The 18,693-nt window shown below is 72.4% G+C and carries 20 protein-coding genes; 17 read left to right on the plus strand and 3 right to left on the minus strand.

Going from position 1 to position 18,693, the window contains the following annotated elements; genetic code table 11:
- The first annotated feature begins 2 nt into the window (after positions 1–2).
- The 3 genes from LZ495_RS34540 to LZ495_RS34550 all read left to right on the plus strand — a co-directional run bounded on the left by LZ495_RS34540 (position 3) and on the right by LZ495_RS34550 (position 3,302).
- On the plus strand, positions 3–1,409 hold the full coding sequence (locus LZ495_RS34540; RefSeq protein ID WP_235057079.1) for an FAD-binding oxidoreductase: 1,407 nt from the start codon (positions 3–5) through the stop codon (positions 1,407–1,409).
- An 88-nt stretch (positions 1,410–1,497) separates the two neighbouring features.
- Positions 1,498–2,505, plus strand: a complete 1,008-nt coding sequence (locus LZ495_RS34545; RefSeq protein ID WP_235057080.1) for an RDD family protein — start codon at positions 1,498–1,500, stop codon at positions 2,503–2,505.
- Positions 2,506–2,645: 140 nt separating this feature from the next.
- Positions 2,646–3,302 carry an RDD family protein gene (locus LZ495_RS34550; protein WP_235057081.1) on the plus strand — a complete coding sequence of 219 codons (657 nt, stop codon included), beginning with the start codon at positions 2,646–2,648 and terminating at the stop codon, positions 3,300–3,302.
- Positions 3,303–3,419: 117 nt separating this feature from the next.
- Here LZ495_RS34550 and LZ495_RS34555 read toward each other — a convergent pair whose 3' ends face one another.
- Positions 3,420–3,689, minus strand: a complete 270-nt coding sequence (locus LZ495_RS34555; protein WP_235057082.1) for a hypothetical protein — start codon at positions 3,687–3,689, stop codon at positions 3,420–3,422.
- Positions 3,690–3,813: 124 nt separating this feature from the next.
- Here LZ495_RS34555 and LZ495_RS34560 point away from each other — a divergent pair, with 124 nt between their 5' ends.
- Positions 3,814–5,733, plus strand: a complete 1,920-nt coding sequence (locus LZ495_RS34560; RefSeq protein WP_235057083.1) for an immune inhibitor A domain-containing protein — start codon at positions 3,814–3,816, stop codon at positions 5,731–5,733.
- A 73-nt stretch (positions 5,734–5,806) separates the two neighbouring features.
- Here LZ495_RS34560 and LZ495_RS34565 read toward each other — a convergent pair whose 3' ends face one another.
- On the minus strand, positions 5,807–6,439 hold the full coding sequence (locus tag LZ495_RS34565) for an isochorismatase family protein (RefSeq protein ID WP_235057084.1): 633 nt from the start codon (positions 6,437–6,439) through the stop codon (positions 5,807–5,809).
- 56 nt (positions 6,440–6,495) lie between these two features.
- On the minus strand, positions 6,496–7,800 hold the full coding sequence (locus LZ495_RS34570; protein ID WP_235057085.1) for a nicotinate phosphoribosyltransferase: 1,305 nt from the start codon (positions 7,798–7,800) through the stop codon (positions 6,496–6,498).
- 118 nt (positions 7,801–7,918) lie between these two features.
- Between LZ495_RS34570 and clpS the strand changes: the two genes are divergently transcribed.
- The 13 genes from clpS to LZ495_RS34630 all read left to right on the plus strand — a co-directional run bounded on the left by clpS (position 7,919) and on the right by LZ495_RS34630 (position 18,591).
- Complete coding sequence (gene clpS, locus LZ495_RS34575; protein WP_235057086.1) at positions 7,919–8,209, plus strand: ATP-dependent Clp protease adapter ClpS; 291 nt, start codon at positions 7,919–7,921, stop codon at positions 8,207–8,209.
- A 29-nt stretch (positions 8,210–8,238) separates the two neighbouring features.
- Entirely contained in the window at positions 8,239–8,862 is a 624-nt protein-coding gene (locus LZ495_RS34580) for a DUF2017 domain-containing protein (RefSeq protein WP_308268687.1), read from the plus strand.
- 79 nt (positions 8,863–8,941) lie between these two features.
- On the plus strand, positions 8,942–9,367 hold the full coding sequence (locus tag LZ495_RS34585) for a M67 family metallopeptidase (RefSeq protein WP_235057087.1): 426 nt from the start codon (positions 8,942–8,944) through the stop codon (positions 9,365–9,367).
- A gap of 123 nt (positions 9,368–9,490) precedes the next feature.
- Positions 9,491–9,601: a putative leader peptide gene (locus tag LZ495_RS44390; protein ID WP_372498689.1), complete on the plus strand. Its 111-nt coding sequence runs from the start codon at positions 9,491–9,493 to the stop codon at positions 9,599–9,601.
- Positions 9,602–9,733: 132 nt separating this feature from the next.
- Complete coding sequence (locus LZ495_RS34590; protein ID WP_235057088.1) at positions 9,734–10,012, plus strand: MoaD/ThiS family protein; 279 nt, start codon at positions 9,734–9,736, stop codon at positions 10,010–10,012.
- A complete protein-coding gene (locus tag LZ495_RS34595) occupies positions 10,012–10,962 on the plus strand; it encodes a PLP-dependent cysteine synthase family protein (protein ID WP_235057089.1) in 951 nt (316 codons plus the stop codon). Before LZ495_RS34590 ends, LZ495_RS34595 begins: the two co-directional genes overlap by 1 nt.
- Before the next feature lie 329 nt (positions 10,963–11,291).
- Positions 11,292–12,881, plus strand: a complete 1,590-nt coding sequence (locus LZ495_RS34600) for a YfcC family protein (protein WP_235057090.1) — start codon at positions 11,292–11,294, stop codon at positions 12,879–12,881.
- Positions 12,882–13,076: 195 nt separating this feature from the next.
- Positions 13,077–13,889 carry a glutamate racemase gene (gene murI, locus LZ495_RS34605; protein ID WP_235057091.1) on the plus strand — a complete coding sequence of 271 codons (813 nt, stop codon included), beginning with the start codon at positions 13,077–13,079 and terminating at the stop codon, positions 13,887–13,889.
- Positions 13,886–14,632, plus strand: a complete 747-nt coding sequence (locus tag LZ495_RS34610; RefSeq protein ID WP_235057092.1) for an MBL fold metallo-hydrolase — start codon at positions 13,886–13,888, stop codon at positions 14,630–14,632. The genes murI and LZ495_RS34610 overlap by 4 nt, the downstream gene beginning before the upstream one ends.
- Positions 14,633–14,747: 115 nt before the next feature.
- Positions 14,748–15,482 carry a ribonuclease PH gene (gene rph / locus LZ495_RS34615; RefSeq protein ID WP_235057093.1) on the plus strand — a complete coding sequence of 245 codons (735 nt, stop codon included), beginning with the start codon at positions 14,748–14,750 and terminating at the stop codon, positions 15,480–15,482.
- 214 nt (positions 15,483–15,696) lie between these two features.
- Positions 15,697–16,083, plus strand: coding sequence for a DUF8711 family protein (locus LZ495_RS34620; RefSeq protein ID WP_235057094.1), 387 nt, complete (start codon positions 15,697–15,699; stop codon positions 16,081–16,083).
- A gap of 183 nt (positions 16,084–16,266) precedes the next feature.
- The gene (rdgB, locus tag LZ495_RS34625) at positions 16,267–16,878 is read left to right on the plus strand and encodes an RdgB/HAM1 family non-canonical purine NTP pyrophosphatase (protein WP_235057095.1); all 612 of its coding nucleotides are present in this window, start codon (positions 16,267–16,269) and stop codon (positions 16,876–16,878) included.
- A 96-nt stretch (positions 16,879–16,974) separates the two neighbouring features.
- Positions 16,975–18,591, plus strand: coding sequence for a molybdopterin-dependent oxidoreductase (locus tag LZ495_RS34630; protein ID WP_235057096.1), 1,617 nt, complete (start codon positions 16,975–16,977; stop codon positions 18,589–18,591).
- Positions 18,592–18,693 lie beyond the last annotated feature (102 nt).

Here is an 18,693-nt window from a genome sequence, read left to right on the forward strand (position 1 = left end):
GTATGGACGATAGGGACGATGCCGGGCACCGCGAACCGGGTGCCGATCTGATCGCCGAGCTGCGGGCCGGGCTGCCCGACCGGGCGCTGGTGGCCGACCCCGACGTGGCCGCCTCGTACGCCCACGACCAGGCCAGTCTGTGCGCCGCCGGACGGCCGGCCGCGGTGGTCCTCGCGGAGTCCGTCGAGCAGGTGCAGCACGTGATGCGGGTCGCCTCGCGGCTCCGGGTGCCCGTCGTGCCGCAAGGCGCCCGCACCGGGCTGTCCGGCGGGGCGAACGCGGTCGACGGCTGCATCGTGCTGTCCCTGGTGCGCATGGACCGCATCGTGGAGATCGACCCGGTGGACCGCGTCGCGGTCGTCGAACCGGGCGTGGTCAACGCCGATCTGTCCAAGGCCGCCGCCGCGTTCGGGCTCACCTACCCGCCGGACCCGTCGAGCTGGGAGACCTGCACGATCGGCGGCAACATCGGCACCGGCGCGGGCGGGCTGTGCTGCGTCAAGTACGGCGTCACCGCCGAGTACGTGCTGGGCCTGGACGTCGTGCTGGCCGACGGCGAACTGCTGCGCACCGGCCGCCGCACCGCCAAGGGCGTGGCCGGGTACGACCTCACGCGGCTGTTCGTGGGCGCCGAGGGCACGCTCGGCGTGGTCGTCCGGGCGGTCCTGGCGCTGCGTCCCACGCCGCCCCCGGCGCTGGTGCTGGCCGCGCAGTTCGGCAGCACCGCCGAAGTCGGGCGCGCCGTCGCGGACATCACCGCCGCCGGGCACACGCCCTCGCTCATGGAGCTGATGGACGGCACCACCGTGCGGGCCGTCAACGCGCTGGCCAACATGGGCCTGCCGGAGCACACCGAGGCCCTGCTGCTGATCGCGCTGGACACCCCGGACCCGCGCGCGGAGCTCGCCGCGATCGGCGAACTGTGCACCGCGGCCGGAGCGTTCGAGGTGCTGGCCGCGGACGACGCGGAGGAGTCCGCGATGTTCCTGACCGCGCGGCGGCTGGCGCTGCCCGCGCTGGAGCGGCTCGGCTCCAGCATGATCGACGACGTCGCGGTGCCGCGCTCGCGGCTTGCCGCGATGCTGGACGGCGTGGCCGGGATCGCCGCCGCGCACGACACGGTGATCGGCATGTGCGCGCACGCCGGGGACGGCAACACCCACCCCATCGTCATCTTCGACGCCGCGGACGCGGCCGCCACCGAGCGGGCCCGGGCGGCCTTCGACGCGATCATGGAGCTGGGCCTCGAACTCGGCGGCACCATCACGGGGGAGCACGGCGTCGGTTCGCTCAAGCGCGACTGGCTGGCCCGCGAACTCGGCCCGGTCGGCGTGCGCGCCCACCAGGCCGTCAAGGCGGCCTTCGACCCGCTCGGGATCCTCAACCCCGGCAAGGTCGTCGCGCCCTGACCTGCGGCCGGCGCCGCGGCCGTGGGCGGGTCCGCGGCGGGTCCGCGGCGGGTCCGGGGCGGGTCCGGCGGAAAAAGAACGGGTGCGCATGGGGGAGCGTGCCCGCCGCGGGCGGCGGTACGGCAAGATCTGGGCCATGTCCTCGAACTCCTCGATTCCAGCCGCCGGCTGGTACCCGGATCCGGAGTACCCCGGTTACGTCCGCTACTGGGACGGTTCCGCCTGGGTGCCCGATTCCAGCCGCCCGGCCGGGGAGTTCGACGGGCCCGGGCAAGGCGCCGCCGGTGCGGAGGACGCTGCCGCGTACGCCGACGCCGACCAGGCGCACGACTCGGGCCGCCAGTCCCAGGGCCGCGTGATCCAGGGCGAGGTCATAGCCGCGCAGTCGGTGCCGCTGGACCGGCTCCCGCCGGACCCCGGCCCGGCCGCCGCCGGCGCGCCGAACGCGCAGCCGCACGCGTCCTCGGCGGGCACCGCCACGGCCGCCGACCCGTTCCCGGCCGCCGGCCGGGCGGCCGCGGAGTCCGGCGCGCCCGCCTGGGGTGCCGCGACGCGCACGACCGTCGAGCCGTTCATCCCGCCGCCGCGCAACGACCTGTTCGCGATCGCCCAGTTGCGGCCCGCGCCGCTGCCGCGCCGGCTGCTGGCCCGGATCGCGGACCTGCTGATCCCGCTCGCGGTCGGCGTCGCGGTGGCGATCGTGATGGTCCCGCCGGCCCTGGACCACCTGCGCGAGAAGGTGAACCGGATCCGCTACGAGGGCCGCACCGAGACGGTCTGGCTGCTGGACGCCGAGACCGCGCTGGCCGGCGGCGCGGTCGCCGGGTCGGTGCTGGTCGCGATGTTCCTGTACGAGGCGCTGCCGACCTGGCGCTGGGGGCGCTCGCTGGGCAAGACGCTGTTCGGGCTCAAGGTGGTCGACATCGACAGCCACGACACCCCGACGTTCCGGCAGACCGCGACCCGCTGGCTGGTGTTCGGGGTGCCGGGCATGCTGCTGGTGGGCCTGGTCGGGGTGGTCCGCGGGGCCTTCGACCGGCCGTGGCGGCAGGGCTGGCACGACAAGGCGTCCCGGACCTTCGTGGGTTGCGACTGACGGCGCATCAGCCGCGGCGGCGACGGGCCGCTCCGGAACGCGCGGTTTCCCTCGAACGAGCGACGGGTTCGCGGCGCGCCATGCCCTCTAATGGAGCATTAAGCGCAGAAAAGTACTAACTGTCGCTTTTACTCATATGCATGAGTACGAGCGAACCTCCCGGCCCCCCGGACCCGTTCCGCAAGGAGCCGTCCGGGTCCGATGCGGACCCGGCGCAGCCGCAGCCCCCGTACGGCCAGCCTCCGCAGGGCGGCCAGCCGCCGTACGGCCAGGACCCCTACGGCGGCGCGGTGCCGCCGCCCGGGCAGCCGTACGGCCAGATGCCGCCCCCGCCCGGCGAATACGGCGCGCCCTACAACGCGGGGCCCACGCTCGGCGGCAGCGGCCGCCGCTTCATGGCCCGCGTCATCGACACGCTGATCTGGTTCGTGATCGCGTTCGTCATCTCGCTCGCGTTCGTCGGCACCGACACCGACGACGTCAGCCTGGGCAAGCAGATCGGCATCGGCGCGGTCGCCGCGGTCCTGTACTTCCTGTACGAGGGCCTGATGCTCAACAACAACGGCCAGACGCTCGGCAAGAAGGCGGCCGGGATCCGGGTCGTCCGGGTCGCCGACGGCGGCAGCGTGCAGGGCTCGCCGTCCTGGATCCGCGCGGCCGTCTACGTCCTGCCGCTCATCCTGTCCTGCCCCGGCCTCGTCTTCTGGCTGATCAACGTGCTGTGGCACACCTGGGACCAGCCGTGGCAGCAGTGCCTGCACGACAAGGCCGCCAAGACCACGGTCATCCGGGTCTGAGCCGGGCGCCGGGTATGCAGCCGCACAGCGCCGGACAGGTGCCGGGCCGCGTCTCCGCGGCCCGGCACCGCAGTGGTCCTGCGCTGCTCCTCGTGTCGCCGGTTCCGGACGCAGAGGTCAGGAGCCGTGACGCCGGCGGTCCGACGGCGTACGGCCCTGCCCCGCTCCGGCATTCCGGCGGCGGACCGCCCGGGCCTGCACGGCGCGCGGGCTCATCGGCGAGCGCGTGCGGTGCAGCGCGGTCGCCGTGCCGAGCACGATCCCGAGCAGTGCGGCCACCGCCGCACCGCCCGCGGAACGCGTCCCGGTCAGGACAAGGAACAGTGCGGTCGCGGTGACCGCGACCAGCGCTCCTGACGACAGATGGGTGATGTCGAGTCGGTTCACGGCCGGCCCACCTCCCCGCCTTCGGCCGGGTCCTCGTGGCCCGGGTCCTCGGGCCACCGTACCCCGCTGCCGGTAGGCGTTCCCACTCGAGACGGCGTGCGAACACGGAGGCGCCATGGGCTACTTGACCAGAACCAGACGGGCGATCGGGGCCGCCGCGGGCCGGCTCGGCGCCGCGCTGCGCCCGCGCGCGGCGGCGTCTCTCGCGGTCGCAGGCGTGATCGGCTGCCTGCTGGTGGGCACCGGAACGACGTCCGGCGGCGGCGGAGTCCGCAGCACCGGCACCGCGGACGGCCCGGAACCGGCCGCCGCCGGCCCGGCCCGCCCCCTGGACACGGACGATCTGCCCGGGCCGTTCTCCGAAGCCCGCCGCGCCCAGCGCGAGGCCGCCGTCTCCTCGGTCGTCACCGCCTCCCAGGGGGCCGGCGCCGGCCCGCACAGCGCCCCCGACGTCGTCACGCTCCCGGCGGGCCCCAAAGTGCAGCTCCGGCCGCCCGCGCACGCCCGCGTCTTCGTGGTCCTCGTGGAATTCGGCGACAGCATCGACCGCAGCGCCGGCGTGGACGCCAACGGCACCCCCAAGTACGGAGCCGTGCCCGGCCCGCGGCACGGCACCATCCCGGAGCCCGACCGCAGCGTCGACGACAAGACGGTGTGGACCGAGCGCTTCGACCGCGCCTACTTCCACGACCTGTTCTTCGGCGACGGGTCCAAAGGCCCCTCGCTCGCCACGCACTACCGCGCGCAGTCCTCCGGCCGCATGGAAGTCGAGGGCAACGTCACCGACTGGGTGCGGGTCCGCTGGAACGAGGCCCGCTACGGCAGCGACGCCTGCGGCGCCAAGGTCTGCACCAACGTGTGGGAACTCGTCCGCGACGCCATGAACGAGTGGTACGCCGACCGCGCTGCGGACGGGCTGAGCGCCCGCCAGATCGAGGACGCCCTGGCCCCGTTCGACAAGTGGGACCGCGACGACCACGACCGGGACGGGGACTTCGACGAGCCGGACGGCTACCTCGACCACCTTGAAGTCGTGAAGGCCGGTGCCGACCAAGCGGCCGGCGGCGGCGCGCAGGGCGCCAACGCCATCTGGTCGCACCGCTGGTTCGCGTACGGCGACCAGGCCGGCCGCACCGGCCCGCCCGGCAATCAGGCCGGCGGCACCCGCATCGGCCGCAGCGGCGTCTGGGCCGGCGACTACACCATGCAGGCCGAGAACGGCGGACTCGGCGTGATCGCCCACGAGTTCGGCCACGACCTCGGCCTTCCCGACCTGTACGACCGGCGCGACACCGGGAGCGGCTCCCCGGTCGCGTTCTGGTCCCTCATGGGCCTGGGCGGCTACCTCGGCGACGGCGCCCCCGGCCTCGGCAACTCGCCCGGCTCGCTGTCCGCCTGGGACCGCCTGCAACTCGGCTGGCTCGACTGGATGATCGCCGATCCCAAGGCCACCATGTCGGTCCTCCTCGCGCCGCTGCAGTCGACCGGCGACCCGCAGGCCGTCCTGGTGCCGCTGCCGCCGCGCAAGGGCAGCACGAAGGCCCGCTGGTACATCGTGGAGAACCGGCAGTACACCGGCACCGACAAGGTGCTGCGCACCGGGCCGTACGACGGCCAGGGCGCCTCGGCCGGCTCCTCGCACTACCCGTACGGCACCGGCGTGATGGTGTGGCTGTGGGACACCGCGTACGGCGACAACGACGTGGCCGACCATCCCGGGCAGGGACTGGTCCTGCCGATCGACGCGCACGCCGAACCGCTGTCCGCCGACAACACCGCGGCCCGGGCCCGACTGGCCGTCTTCGACGCGCCCTTCGGGCTGCCGGACGACAAGACCGACGCCATCCTGGTCGGCTCACCCGACCGCCGCACCACCCTCGCGCCCCGCCCCGGCAAGGCCGTCTTCGACGACCGGGCGGGCACGTACTGGTCGTCGCAGTCGCCGCTGGCCGGGGTGAAGGTGCCGGCCGTCGGGGTGCGCGTGGCGGTGGAGAGCCCGGCCCGCGCCGGCGATGCGGTCCGCATCACCGTCGGGCCGAGCTGACTCCGTCCGCTCCGTCTGCTCCGTCTGCTCCGTCTGCTCCGTCTGCTCGGTCCGTGCGGTCTGTGCGGGCGGCTCAGCCCGTGACGACCGGCTCGCCGACCAGCTCGACGCCCGCGGTGCGCAGCTCGCCGAGCGCCCGCGCGGTCGACTCGGCCGCCACGCCCGCGGTCAGGCCGAGCAGCACGCGCGTCGCGAAGCCCTCGCGGGCCGCGTCCAGCGCGGTGGCGCGCACGCAGTGGTCGGTCGCGATGCCGACCACGTCCACGTCCGTCACGCCGTGCCCGCGCAGCCACGCCGCGAGCCCGGTGCCGTCCTCGGCCGCCCCCTCGAAGCCGCTGTACGCGGCCGCGTGCGCGCCCTTGGAGAACACCTCCTCGACCTGCCCGTCCGCCACCGCGGGCGCGAACGCCGGGTGGAACTCCGCCCCCGGGGTGTCCGCGACGCAGTGCACCGGCCAACTGGCCGCGTAGTCCGGGGTCGCCGAGAAGTGCGCGCCCGGGTCCACATGCCGGTCCCGGGTCGCCACGATGTGCGCGTACGCGGGCACCCCGCCCGGCACGTGCACCGGGTCCGGCGGCTGCTCGGCGGCATTGCCCGCCACATGCGCGCGGATCGCCGCGCCCACGCCGGCACCGCCGCCGACCGCGAGGCTGCCGCCTTCGCAGAAGTCGTTCTGCACGTCGACCACGATCAAGGCCCGGGTCATGCCGCCCTCCTCGGAACCGCCATCGGACATCGGGATGTACGTACTGCTCACTCGCATCACTCGTAGACGGTGGGAAGCACCGCTTCGCCGCGGGACAGCTGCGTCGCGGACAGCGGAAGCTCCGCCCGCGCCCGCTCGTGCCGCTCGCGCGCCGCGGCCAGCGGCTCGCGCCCCACGACCTCGCCCTTGCGGATCAACGGCACCAGCAGCTCCCGCAATTCCGGCCCCACCGGGCCGGTCGCGCCGGTGCGCAGCACCTCCGCCTCGGCCACGCCGTCCGCGTCGTACGCGCGCAGCGCCGTCTTGCGGCCGCCGTGGCTCGGCTTGCCCGGGGACTTCTTGGCGACCGGCACCAGCGGCGCGTCGGCCGCATCGGAACCGGCCCGGGCGACCAGCTTGTAGACCATGGACGCGGTCGGGTGGCCGCTGCCGGTGACCAGCTGGGTGCCCACGCCGTACGCGTCCACCGGGGCGGCGCGCAGGGCGGCGATGGCGTACTCGTCCAGGTCGCTGGTCACCACGATGCGGGTCTTCGCGGCGCCCAGGTCGTCCAACTGCCGCCGCACCCGGTGCGCGAGCAGCAGCAGGTCGCCGGAGTCCAGCCGGACCGCGCCCAGTTCGGGCCCGGCCAGCTCGACCGCGGTGCGCACCGCCTCGGCGACGTCGTAGGTGTCCACCAGCAGCGTGGTGTCCTTGCCCAGCGCGGCGATCTGCGCGGTGAACGCGGCGCGTTCGTCGTCGTGCAGCAGCGTGAAGGAGTGCGCGCTGGTGCCCTGGGTCGGGATGCCGTACGCCTGCCCGGCGCGCAGGTTGGAGGTGCTGGCGAACCCGGCGATGTACGCGGCGCGCGCGGCGGCCACCGCGGCGTCCTCGTGGGTGCGCCGGGAGCCCATCTCGATGCACGGCCGGCCGGCCGCCGCGGAGGTCATCCGGGAGGCCGCCGCGGCCACCGCGCAGTCGTGGTTGAGCACCGACAGGATCAGCGTCTCCAGCAGCACCGCCTCGGCGAAGGTGCCCTCGACCACCATGATCGGCGAGCCCGGGAACCACACCTCGCCCTCCGCGTAGCCGTACAGGTCGCCGCGGAAGCGGTAGTCGGCCAGGAAGTCGAGGGTCTGCGGCCCGACCACGCGGTTCTCGGCCAGGAAGGCCAGCGTCGCGTCGTCGAAGCGGAACGCCTCGATCGCGTCCAGGAGCCGCCCGGTGCCGGCCACCACGCCGTAGCGGCGGCCGTCCGGGAGGCGCCGGGCGAACACCTCGAACACCGAGCGGCGGTCCGCCGCGCCGCTGCGCAGCGCGGCCTCGACCATGGTCAGCTCGTAGTGGTCGGTCAGCAGCGCGGTAGTCCCCATCGCGTTCATACGGCGAGGATAGCACGACTACTCGTCAAAGTGACGATTAGTCGGCGGGAGTGTTCCGCCGGGCGTTTCGCGCCGCCCAGGTTCGCTGCGCGCAGGCGCTGATGGGAGCATGGAACCCATGAGTGTCGCGCCCGTGGAACTCGAGAAGCCGGAGTCGGACGAAGAGGTCCTGCCCGACACCCCTTGGGTCTGCATCGTCTGGAACGACCCGATCAACCTGATGTCCTATGTGACCTACGTCTTCCAGAGCTACTTCGGCTACCCCAAGAAGAAGGCCGAGAAGCTGATGATGGACGTGCACAACAAGGGCCGCGCGGTGGTCTCCTCCGGGACCCGCGAGGAGATGGAGCGGGACGTCAACGCGATGCACGGCTTCGGACTCTGGGCCACCGTCCAGCACGACAAGTGACCCGCGACCAGTGACACACGGCGAGTGACATGAGCATGGGGAATCGGCAGCCAGTGAACGGCCTCTTCGCACGCGGGCGCTCGGGTCGCCCCGAGATCGTCCTCGACGAACTCCACGGCCAGCTGCTGGCCGACCTGTGCCGCCAGGTGATCGAGCTCGTCGAGCCCAAGCCCGCCCCCGGCGAGCCGGCCGGCGACCCGCTGGCCCGCGAACTCGGCCTCGACGGCCTGGACTGGGGCGGCCTGGACGGCGGCGACGCCAAGCCCGAGCCGATGAACGCCCCCGACGACCCGGTGCTCGCCCGGCTGCTGCCCGACGCGTACCGCGACGACCCCGAGGCGTCCTCCGAGTTCCGCCGCTACACCGAGAACGACCTGCGGCTGCGCAAGTGCGACAACGCCCGCATGGTGCGCGGCGACATCGCCGCGGCCGGCACCGAGGGCCACATGGTGCTCGACGAGCAGCACGCCCAGGCCTGGCTCGGCGCCCTCAACGACCTGCGCCTGGCGCTCGGCACCAACCTGGGCGTCTCCGAGGACATCGACGCCTACGCGGAGAGCCTCGACCCGGACGACCCGCGGCTGGCCATGCTGGCCGTCTACCACTGGCTGGGCGCGCTGCAGGAGACCCTGGTCGAATCGCTGATGCGCTGACCCGCCGGTCCGCGGGCACCCGGCGCGCCCGGGTGCACCTGCGCGCACGGTCCGCACCGCGCGTGCGTACTCTCGACGCATGCTGACGATCACCTCCGAACTGCGCGACCGGATCGTCGCGCACGCGCGCGCGGACCACCCCGACGAGGCCTGCGGCGTGGTGGCCGGGCCCGAGGGCAGCGACCGGCCGGAGCGCTTCATCCCGATGCTCAACGCGGCCCGGTCGCCCACGTTCTACGAGTTCGACTCGGGCGACCTGCTGCGCCTGTACCGCGAGATGGACGACCGCGACGAGGTGCCGGTCGTCATCTACCACTCGCACACCGCGACCGAGGCGTACCCGTCGCGCACCGACGTCTCGTACGCGTCCGAGCCGCATGCGCACTACGTGCTGGTGTCGACCCGCGAGACGGGCACCGACGACGGCCCCTACGAGTTCCGGTCGTTCCGGATCGTGGACGGCGTGATCACCGAGGAAGAGGTCACGGTCGTCGACGCGTACTGACCGCGCCGGCGCCTCCCGGTCGCGTCTCACTGGTCGGAACGATGTGTTCCACCATGCGAGCAGAGGTCGGATCGGCGCCCCTGGAATGGCTAGCATGACGATATGCGTTACGCAGGCATGGACATGACGAGCACGGGCCCGGGCACCGCCCCCGGCACGCTGCTCGTCGCGCGCCTGCACGTCGATCTGGGCCGGCTCGCCAGCGCGCTCTGTCGCGCTCTGCCCTCGGGCTGAGCCGCCCGGCCGCCGCCGCGGAGCACCGCGCGGCCGTCCGGCGCAAGCCCTGCCCCAGCCTGTCGCGCAATCCGGCCGTGCCGGAGCGACCCCTTGTCTGCAAACCCGGTACCCGCATTCTTGGAGCGCCCCATGGCCATCGAGGTCCGCATCCCGACCATCCTGCGCGACTACACCGACGGCGCGAAGGCCGTCGAGGGCAACGGCGCGTCGATCGACGAGCTCATCGCCGACCTGGAGACCCGCCACGCCGGGATCCGCAACCGCCTCGTCGAGGAGGACGGCTCGCTGCGCCGCTTCGTCAACGTCTACCTCAACGACGAGGACATCCGGTTCATCGACGGCATCTCCTCGTCGCTCGACGACGGCGACACCGTGACGATCCTCCCGGCCGTGGCCGGCGGCGCGTGATGCGCTACGACTCCCTGATCGACGCGGTAGGCCGCACCCCGCTGGTCGGCCTGCCGCGTCTGTCGCCCTCTCCCGAGGTCCGCGTCTGGGCCAAGCTGGAGGACCGCAACCCGACCGGCTCCGTCAAGGACCGGCCGGCGCTGCACATGATCGAGGCCGCCGAGCGCGACGGCCTGCTCACCCCCGGCTGCACGATCCTGGAGCCGACCAGCGGCAACACCGGCATCTCGCTGGCCATGGCGGCCCGGCTCAAGGGCTACAAGATCGTCTGCGTGATGCCGGAGAACACCTCCGAGGAACGCCGCGAACTGCTGCGCATGTGGGGTGCCGAGATCATCTCCTCGCCCGCCGCGGGCGGTTCGAACACCGCGGTCCGGGTCGCCAAGGAGCTCGCCGCCGAGCACCCCGACTGGGTGATGCTCTACCAGTACGGCAACCCGGCGAACCCCGAGGCGCACTACACGACCACGGGCCCCGAGCTGCTGGAGGACCTGCCCACCATCACGCACTTCGTGGCGGGCCTGGGCACCACCGGCACCCTCATGGGCGTCGGCCGCTACCTGCGCGAGAAGGTCCCCGGCGTGCAGATCGTGGCCGCCGAGCCGCGCTACGACGACGTCGTGTACGGCCTGCGGAACCTCGACGAGGGCTTCATCCCCGAGCTGTACGACGCCGAGGTCCTCACCACCCGCTACTCGGTGGGCTCCCACGACGCGGTCCGCCGCACCCGCGAACTCCTGGAGCAGGAGGGCATCTTCGCGGGCGTCTCGACCGGCGCCGCGCTGCACGCCGCACTCGGCGTGGCGCGCAAGGCGGTCAAGGCCGGCGAGCGCGCCGACATCGCCTTCGTCATCGCCGACGGCGGGTGGAAGTACCTGTCCACCGGCATCTACACCGCGGCCAGCACGGAAGAGGCCATCGAGCGGCTGCACGGCCAGCTCTGGGCCTGACTTCCGTTCCTCCGGGCCTTCCCACCAGGCCTGCCGGGCGTACCGGCGGCTGCGCGACCTCGGTCGCGCGGCCGCCGGATTTTTCGTTTCCGGGGGTATTTTCGGATTTCGGGTGCTTTTGCGACCCCGGAATGCCTCTTCGCGGATAAACCTCTGTCCCGCTGCCGCCCGGTCCAACGTCCCGGCCCCGCAGGGACCTTCGACAGGACCATTACGGCGATAGTCACCGTTTGCCCGAATAGGTCCTTAGACTCTCTTTATCCGATGATGCGTCCTTTACGTTGTCATTACCGGGGGCAGCAAGTGGCAATCGTTGGAGAGGCGTTCTCATGGGTGTCGATTCCACGAAGACGGCAGGCGTGCAGGCGCCGGAGACCGCCGAGTGGCAGGCAGATCCCGCAACCGCCGGTACCCCGGGTGCCCCGGAGGCCGGCGGCGGCAAAGGGACCGGCAAGCAGAAGCGGAAGTTCGAATTCCCTTCGGCCTTCACTGTGCTCGCGGCACTGACCGGCATCGTCTGGATCCTGACCTTCATCATCCCGTCCGGCAAATACCAGCTCGACGAGAACGGCTCGTCGATTCCGGGCACGTATGAAGCGGTCACCAACGACGCCTCCTTCATGGACCGCGTCAAAGACCTGTTCCTCGCCCCGATCAACGGCCTCTACGGCCTGGTCACCGACGGCGGCCACATCACGCCCGGCGGAAACGGCGAGCTCTTCGGCGCCGCCTCGGTCTTCCTCTTCATCCTGGCGATCGGCGCCTTCATCACGGTGACCATGCGCACCGGCGCCCTCGACATCGGCATCGCCCGGGTCGCCCACCGGCTGCGCAACCGCAGCTCGCTGATGATCGCCGTCCTGATGGTCATCTTCTCGCTGGGCGGCACCACGTACGGCATGGCCGAAGAGACCATCGGCTTCTACGCGCTGCTCATCGCGCTCACCCTGAAGCTCGGCTACGACCGCATGGTCGGCGCGGCGATCATCATCGTCGGCTCCGGCATCGGCGTCATGGCCTCCACCGTCAACCCGTTCGCCACCGGCGTCGCCTCCGACGCGGCCGGCATCTCGGTCGGCGACGGCATCGTGCTCCGGCTCATCATGTGGGTCGTGCTCACCGCGATCGGCATCGCGTACGTCATCCGCTACGCCAAGCGCGTCAAGGCCGACCCCAAGCGCTCCATCAGCGGCTTCCTCCCCGAGGACGAGGCGATCCGCGCCGCGGCCAACGACGAGGTCCCCGAGATGAGCCGCCGCCACAAGCTCATCATGTGGGTCTTCGGCGCCACCTTCCTCGTGATGATCTACTCGGTGATCCCGTGGTCCGAGATCGGCGTCCCGATCCCCACCTGGGGCTGGTACTTCCCCGAGCTCGCCGCGCTCTTCCTGGTCGGCTCCATCGTCGTCGGCCTGATCGGCAAGATGAAGGAAAAGGAGCTGGTCGACTCGATCATGGCCGGCTGCGCGGACTTCATCTCCGTCGCCCTGGTCATCGTGCTCGCCCGCGGCATCACTGTGATCATGCAGAACGGCATGATCACCGACACCATCCTCAACTCCCTCGAAGGCCTGGTCACCGGAACCTCGTCCGGCGTCTTCGCGGTGATGATGTACGCGGTCAACGTGCCGCTGTCGATCCTGGTGCCGTCCACCTCCGGCCTCGCCGCCCTGGGCATGCCGATCTTCGCCCCGCTCGCCGACTTCGCCGGCGTCGACCGCTCGCTCGTCGTCACCGCATACACCGCGGCCTGCGGCTGGGTCAACCTCGTCACCCCGACCTCCGCGGTCATCATGGGCGGCGTGGTCGCCCTCGGAAAGATCCGCTACGACCGGTACGTGAAGTTCATGCTCCCGCTCATGGGCATCCTCTTCGTGGCCAGCCTCGGCATGGTGGTCCTCGGCGCGATGCTCCTCTGACGCCCCGTCCGACACCCCGCCGCCCCGCTCGCGGAGCACTCCGCACAAGCGCCCGGGTCCCGCCCGCACCCCGCGGACGGGACCCGGGCGTTCGCGCGCCGGGCGCACGCGACCCATGCGCCCGGACGGTGATTCCCGACACAGCGAGGGTGAGCCCTCCGGTCAGCAGGGGGCCCGGAACGTACCCTCCTGTATGTGGCAGATCTCGGCGACGCACCCATCGGCATCTTCGACAGCTCCTTCGGCGGCCTGACCGTCGCGCGCGCGGTCCTCGACCAGCTGCCGCACGAGCCGATCCTGTACCTCGGCGACACCGCCCGGCAGCCCTACGGCCCGCGGCCCATCGCCCAGGTCCGCGCGTACGCGCTCGAATGCCTGGACCGGCTCGTCGACCAGGGCGTCAAAGCCCTCGTCATCGCCTGCAACAGCGCCAGCGCCGCGATGCTGCGCGACGCCCGGGAACGCTACGCCGTCCCCGTCATCGAAGTCATCCACCCGGCCACCCGCCGGGCCGCCGCCGCCACCCGCAACGCCCGGGTCGGCGTCATCAGCACCGCCGCCACCAAGCAGTCCATGGCCTACGAGGACGCGTTCGCCGCGGCCCCGCACATCACCGTCACCGCCCAGGCCTGCCCCCGCTTCGTCGAATTCGTCGAAGCCGGCATCACCGGCGGCGACGAACTCCTCAAGGCCGCCCACGAATACCTCGACCCGCTCATCGAAGCCGACGTCGACACCCTCATCCTGGGCTGCACCCACTACCCGCTGCTCACCGGCGTCATCAGCTACGTCATGGGCGAGAACGTCACGCTCATCACCAGCAGCGAGGAAACGGCCAAGGACGTCTACAAGGTCCTGGCCGCGCACAAGCTCATGCGCGACACCAACCTTCCCGAGCCCCGGCACCGCTTCCTGACCACCGGCAACCCCGCCCAGTTCCGGGAGATCGGCCGGCGCTTCCTGGGCCCGGAACTCACCCACGTCGACGCCCTGGGGGCGACCGTATGAAGCTCACCGTCGTCGGGTGCTCGGGAAGCTACCCCGGACCGGACTCGCCCTGCTCGTGCTACCTCGTGGAAGCCGACGGCGTCCGCATCCTCCTCGACCTGGGCAGCGGCGCCCTCGGCACCCTGCAGCACCACACCGACCTCGGCGCGATCGACGCCGTCGTCCTCTCCCACCTGCACGCCGACCACTGCCTCGACCTCTGCGGCTACTTCGTCTACCGCAACTACCACCCCGAAGGCCGCCTGCCGCTGCTCCCGGTGTACGGACCCGACGGCACCGGCGAACGGCTCGCCCGCGCCTACGACATACCCGGCGAACCCGGCCTCACCGAAGCCTTCGCCTTCCGCACCGTGACCCCCGGCACCTTCGAGATCGGGCCGTTCCGGTTCACCGCCGGGCACGTCAACCACCCCGTCGAGTCCTTCGCGTACCGCATCGAGGCCGGCGGCCGCACCCTCGTCTACTCCGGCGACACCGCCGGCAGCGACACCCTCGTCGACCTCGCCCGGGACAGCGACCTGCTGCTCTGCGAAGCCTCCTTCGTGGACGGCCGCGACACCTACGAGAACGTCCACCTCAACGGCCGCGAAGCCGGCGAGCACGCCGAACGCGCCGGCACCGGCAGGCTCGTCCTCACCCACATCCCGCCGTGGACCGACGGCGAACGCAACCTCGCCGACGCCGCCAAGGCCTTCCGCGGCCCCACCGAACTCGCCCGCTCCGGCGCCGTCTACGAGCTCTGAGCGCCGCGCGCTCCGGCACCCGCATCAGCACCCGGCGCCGGAGCGCACGCCGCGCACGCCCCGCGGCACGGCCGCGTACGAAGGCCGCCGCACCCCGGCACATAGGGTGGACGCCATGTCACGAGCAGACGGCCGCACCCCCGAACAGCTTCGCCCCATCGCCTTCCACCGCGGATGGCTCGACCACGCCGAGGGCTCCGTCCTCGTCGAATTCGGCCGCACCCGCGTCCTGGTCGCCGCATCCGTCACCGAAGGCGTGCCGCGCTGGCGCAAGGGCAGCGGCCTCGGCTGGGTCACCGCCGAGTACTCGATGCTGCCGCGCGCCACCCACACCCGCGGCGACCGCGAAGCGGTCAAGGGCCGCATCGGCGGCCGCACCCACGAGATCTCCCGCCTCATCGGCCGGTCGCTGCGCGCCGTCGTCGACTACAAGGCCCTCGGCGAGAACACCATCCAACTCGACTGCGACGTCCTGCAGGCCGACGGCGGCACCCGCACCGCCGCCATCACCGGCGCCTACGTCGCCCTCGCCGACGCCGTCACCTGGGCCCGCGAGAACAAGCTCCTCAAGGCCAAGGCCGAACCCCTCACCGGCTCCGTCGCCGCGGTCAGCGTCGGCATCATCGACGGCATCCCGATGCTCGACCTCCCGTACGAGGAAGACGTCCGCGCCGAGACCGACATGAACATCGTCTGCACCGGCGACGGCCGCTTCGTCGAGGTCCAAGGCACCGCCGAAGGCGAGCCGTTCGACCGCGACCTGCTCAACCGCCTGATCGACCTCGGCGCGGCCGGCTGCGCCGAACTCACGCTGCTGCAGCAGATCGCGCTCGAGGAGACCCGCGCCTGAACGCCGGGGAACCCCGTCGGCCAACCGCCCCCATCACCCGCAAAAAGGTGACATCCGGGGCATAGCGCGGCCGCTCCATAACGCCTTGGTCGCCTGTGTCACGAGGCTGCAACCGGCCGGATCTGAAACGGACACCGCGCCGGACGGGACGTACTGCGCTCCGCTACCTTCTGATCAACAGCCAGCCATATCGTCCCCTTGACCTAGGAGCATCATGTTCCGTGCCCACCGCGTCGTGCGTACGAGCGTCGCCGCCGTCGCCATCGCCGCCGCCCTGTTCACGGCGACTGCGTGCTCCGAGGCGCAGAAGGCCCTGGACTGCACCAAGCTCGGCATCGAGCTCACCAACGACATCGCCGCCCTGCAGAACGTGCTGAACGACCCGGACGCCGCCGCCCAGTCGCTCGAGGACATCAGCAAGACCCTCACCGACGCGGCCGGCGACATCGACTCGCAGGACGTCAAGGACGCCATCGCGAAGATGACGACCGAGATCACCGAGCTCAGCACCCAGATCGCCAACAAGCAGACCCCGTCGGTCGACGCGATCGGCCTGCTGCGCAGCAGCGCCGAGACCATCACCAAGGCCTGCACCAGCTGACGCAGCGCCGCACGGCACCATCCGAAGCAACGCGGGGGCGGACCCGCGGCACCGGGACCCTCGGGCCCGGCACCCCCGCCCGCCGGCCCCCGCCCCCCCCCCCCCCCGGGGGCCCCCCCCCCGCGGCATGTCCGCACCCGCGCGCACCGGCAGCCGCCCGGTGCGCGCGTAGGCTTGCCGTCCATGAGCCGTCTCGTACTCGCCACCCGCAACGCCCACAAGGTCACCGAACTCCGGCAGATCCTCAGCACCGCCGGACTCGACGTCGAACTCGTCGGCGCGGACGCCTACCCCGAGATCCCCGACGTCCCGGAGACCGGCCTCACCTTCGCCGCCAACGCCCTGCTCAAGGCGCACGCCCTGGCCAAGGCCACCGGACTCCCCGCGGTCGCCGACGACTCCGGCCTGTGCGTCGAGGCCCTCAACGGCATGCCCGGCATCTTCTCGGCCCGCTGGGCCGGCCGGCACGGCGACGACAAGGCCAACCTCGACCTGCTGCTCGCCCAGGTCTCCGACATCGCGGTCGAGCACCGCGCCGCCTACTTCGCGTGCGCCGCCGCACTCGCCCTCCCGGACGGCACCGAACGCGTCGTCGAGGGCCGCCTCAACGGCACGCTCACCTTCGCCCCGCGCGGCACCGGCGGCTTCGGCTACGACCCCGTCCTCCAGGTCGACGGCGACAGCCGCACCACCGCGGAACTCACCCCCGACGAGAAGAACGCCATCAGCCACCGCGGCAAGGCGTTCCGCGCCCTGGCCCCGATCGTCGCCGAACTCGTCGGCCGCCCGGCCTGACGCACCGCCGTCACCGAACGGTAAGGCCCCGGTCCGGGCCTTCGCGGCCGGGCCGCGGGATGATGGCGGCAGCCGCCTCGACGTGAGGAGTCGCCCGTGCCGCTGTCACCCGCCGCCCGCCGCATCGCGCGCACCGACGGGCCGGCCGCCCTCAACGGCATCCTCGCGGGCGCACTCGCGGTGGCCGCCGCCGAGTTCACCGCGGCGTTCGTCCGGCGCGAGGCGACGCCGCTGGTGACGGTCGGGCAGTCGGTCATCGACCGGACGCCGCAGGGCCTCAAGGAATTCGCCATCCGCGAGTTCGGCACCAAGGACAAACTCGTCCTCCAACTCGCCATAGGCGCCGCCCTGCTGGTCTTCGCCGCCGTCATCGGCGTCCTGGCCCGGCACCGCCTGTGGGCCGGCCTGGCCGGCATCGGCATCCTCGGCGTCGTCACCGTCGCCGCGGCCGTCTCGCGCCCCGCCGACCAGGGCCCGGACGTCATACCGGCCCTGATCGCCACGGCCGTCGGCGCCGCGGCGCTCACATACCTCACCCGCGCGACGGCAACTCCCCGGCCGGCCACCGAAACCGCGTCCACCGCCACAGCCGACCCCGACGCCCCGCCGGCCACCCCCGACTCCCCGTCGCCCACCCCACCCCCGTACGCAACTCCCCGGCGCCGCACCCTCCTTCTCGGCGCCGCGGGCGCCGCCGCGCTCCTCGCCGCCGTCGGCCGCCAACTCCAGAACCTACGCTTCGACGTCAGCAAATCCCGCGACGCCGTGGTCCTCCCCGTGCCGGCCGCCCCCGCCCCGGCACCCCCGGCCGGCACCGAACTCGCTGTCCCCGGCCTGACCCCGCACACCACGCCCAACGCGGACTTCTACCGCATCGACACCGCCCTCGTGGTGCCCAAAATCCGCGCCGAGGACTGGAAGTTGCGCATCCACGGCATGGTCGACCGGGAAATCGAGACCGACTTCGCCGCCCTCACCGCCCGCCCCGCCATCGAACGCGACGTCACCCTGGCCTGCGTCTCCAACCCGGTGGGCGGCCCGTACATCGGCAACGCCCGCTGGCTCGGCGTCCGCCTCGCCGACCTGCTCCGCGAAGCGGGCGTCCACCCCGGCGCCGACCAGCTGATCAGCCGCTCCTCGGACGGCATGACCATCGGCACCCCGACGGCCGCCGTCCTGGACGGCCGCGACGCGATGCTCGCCTTCGGCATGAACGGCGAACCGCTCCCGCTGCGGCACGGGTTCCCGGTCCGCATGATCGTCCCCGGGCTGTACGGCTACGTCTCCGCCTGCAAATGGATCGTCGAGATCGAGGCCACCACCTTCACCGACTACGACGCCTACTGGGTCCCCCGCGGCTGGTCCGCCCAGGCCCCGATCAAGACCCAGTCGCGCATCGACACCCCGAAGAACATGGCCAAGCTCCCCCTGGGCCGCATCCCCATCGCCGGCGTCGCCTGGGCCCAGCACCGCGGCATCGCCGCCGTCGAGGTCCAGATCGACGACGAACCCTGGCAGCAGGCCGAACTCGCCGCCCAGGACACCACCGACACCTGGCGCCAGTTCGTCTACCACTGGGACGCCCGCCCGGGCCCCCACCGCATCCGCATCCGCGCCACCGACCAAACCGGCGCGACCCAGACGGAAGAGGAAGTGGACGTGGCCCCTAACGGCGCCACGGGCTACCACACCATCGCCGTGACCGTGACCTGACGCTCCCCACCGAACACCGAAGGGCCGATCTCCCGTGGGGAGATAGGCCCGTCGCCCACAGGGCGATCGGTGGGATTCGAACCCACAGGGGGTCGACCCCGG

The sequence above is a fragment of the Yinghuangia soli genome (assembly GCF_021502675.1).
In the GTDB taxonomy this organism is placed as follows: domain Bacteria; phylum Actinomycetota; class Actinomycetes; order Streptomycetales; family Streptomycetaceae; genus Yinghuangia; species Yinghuangia soli.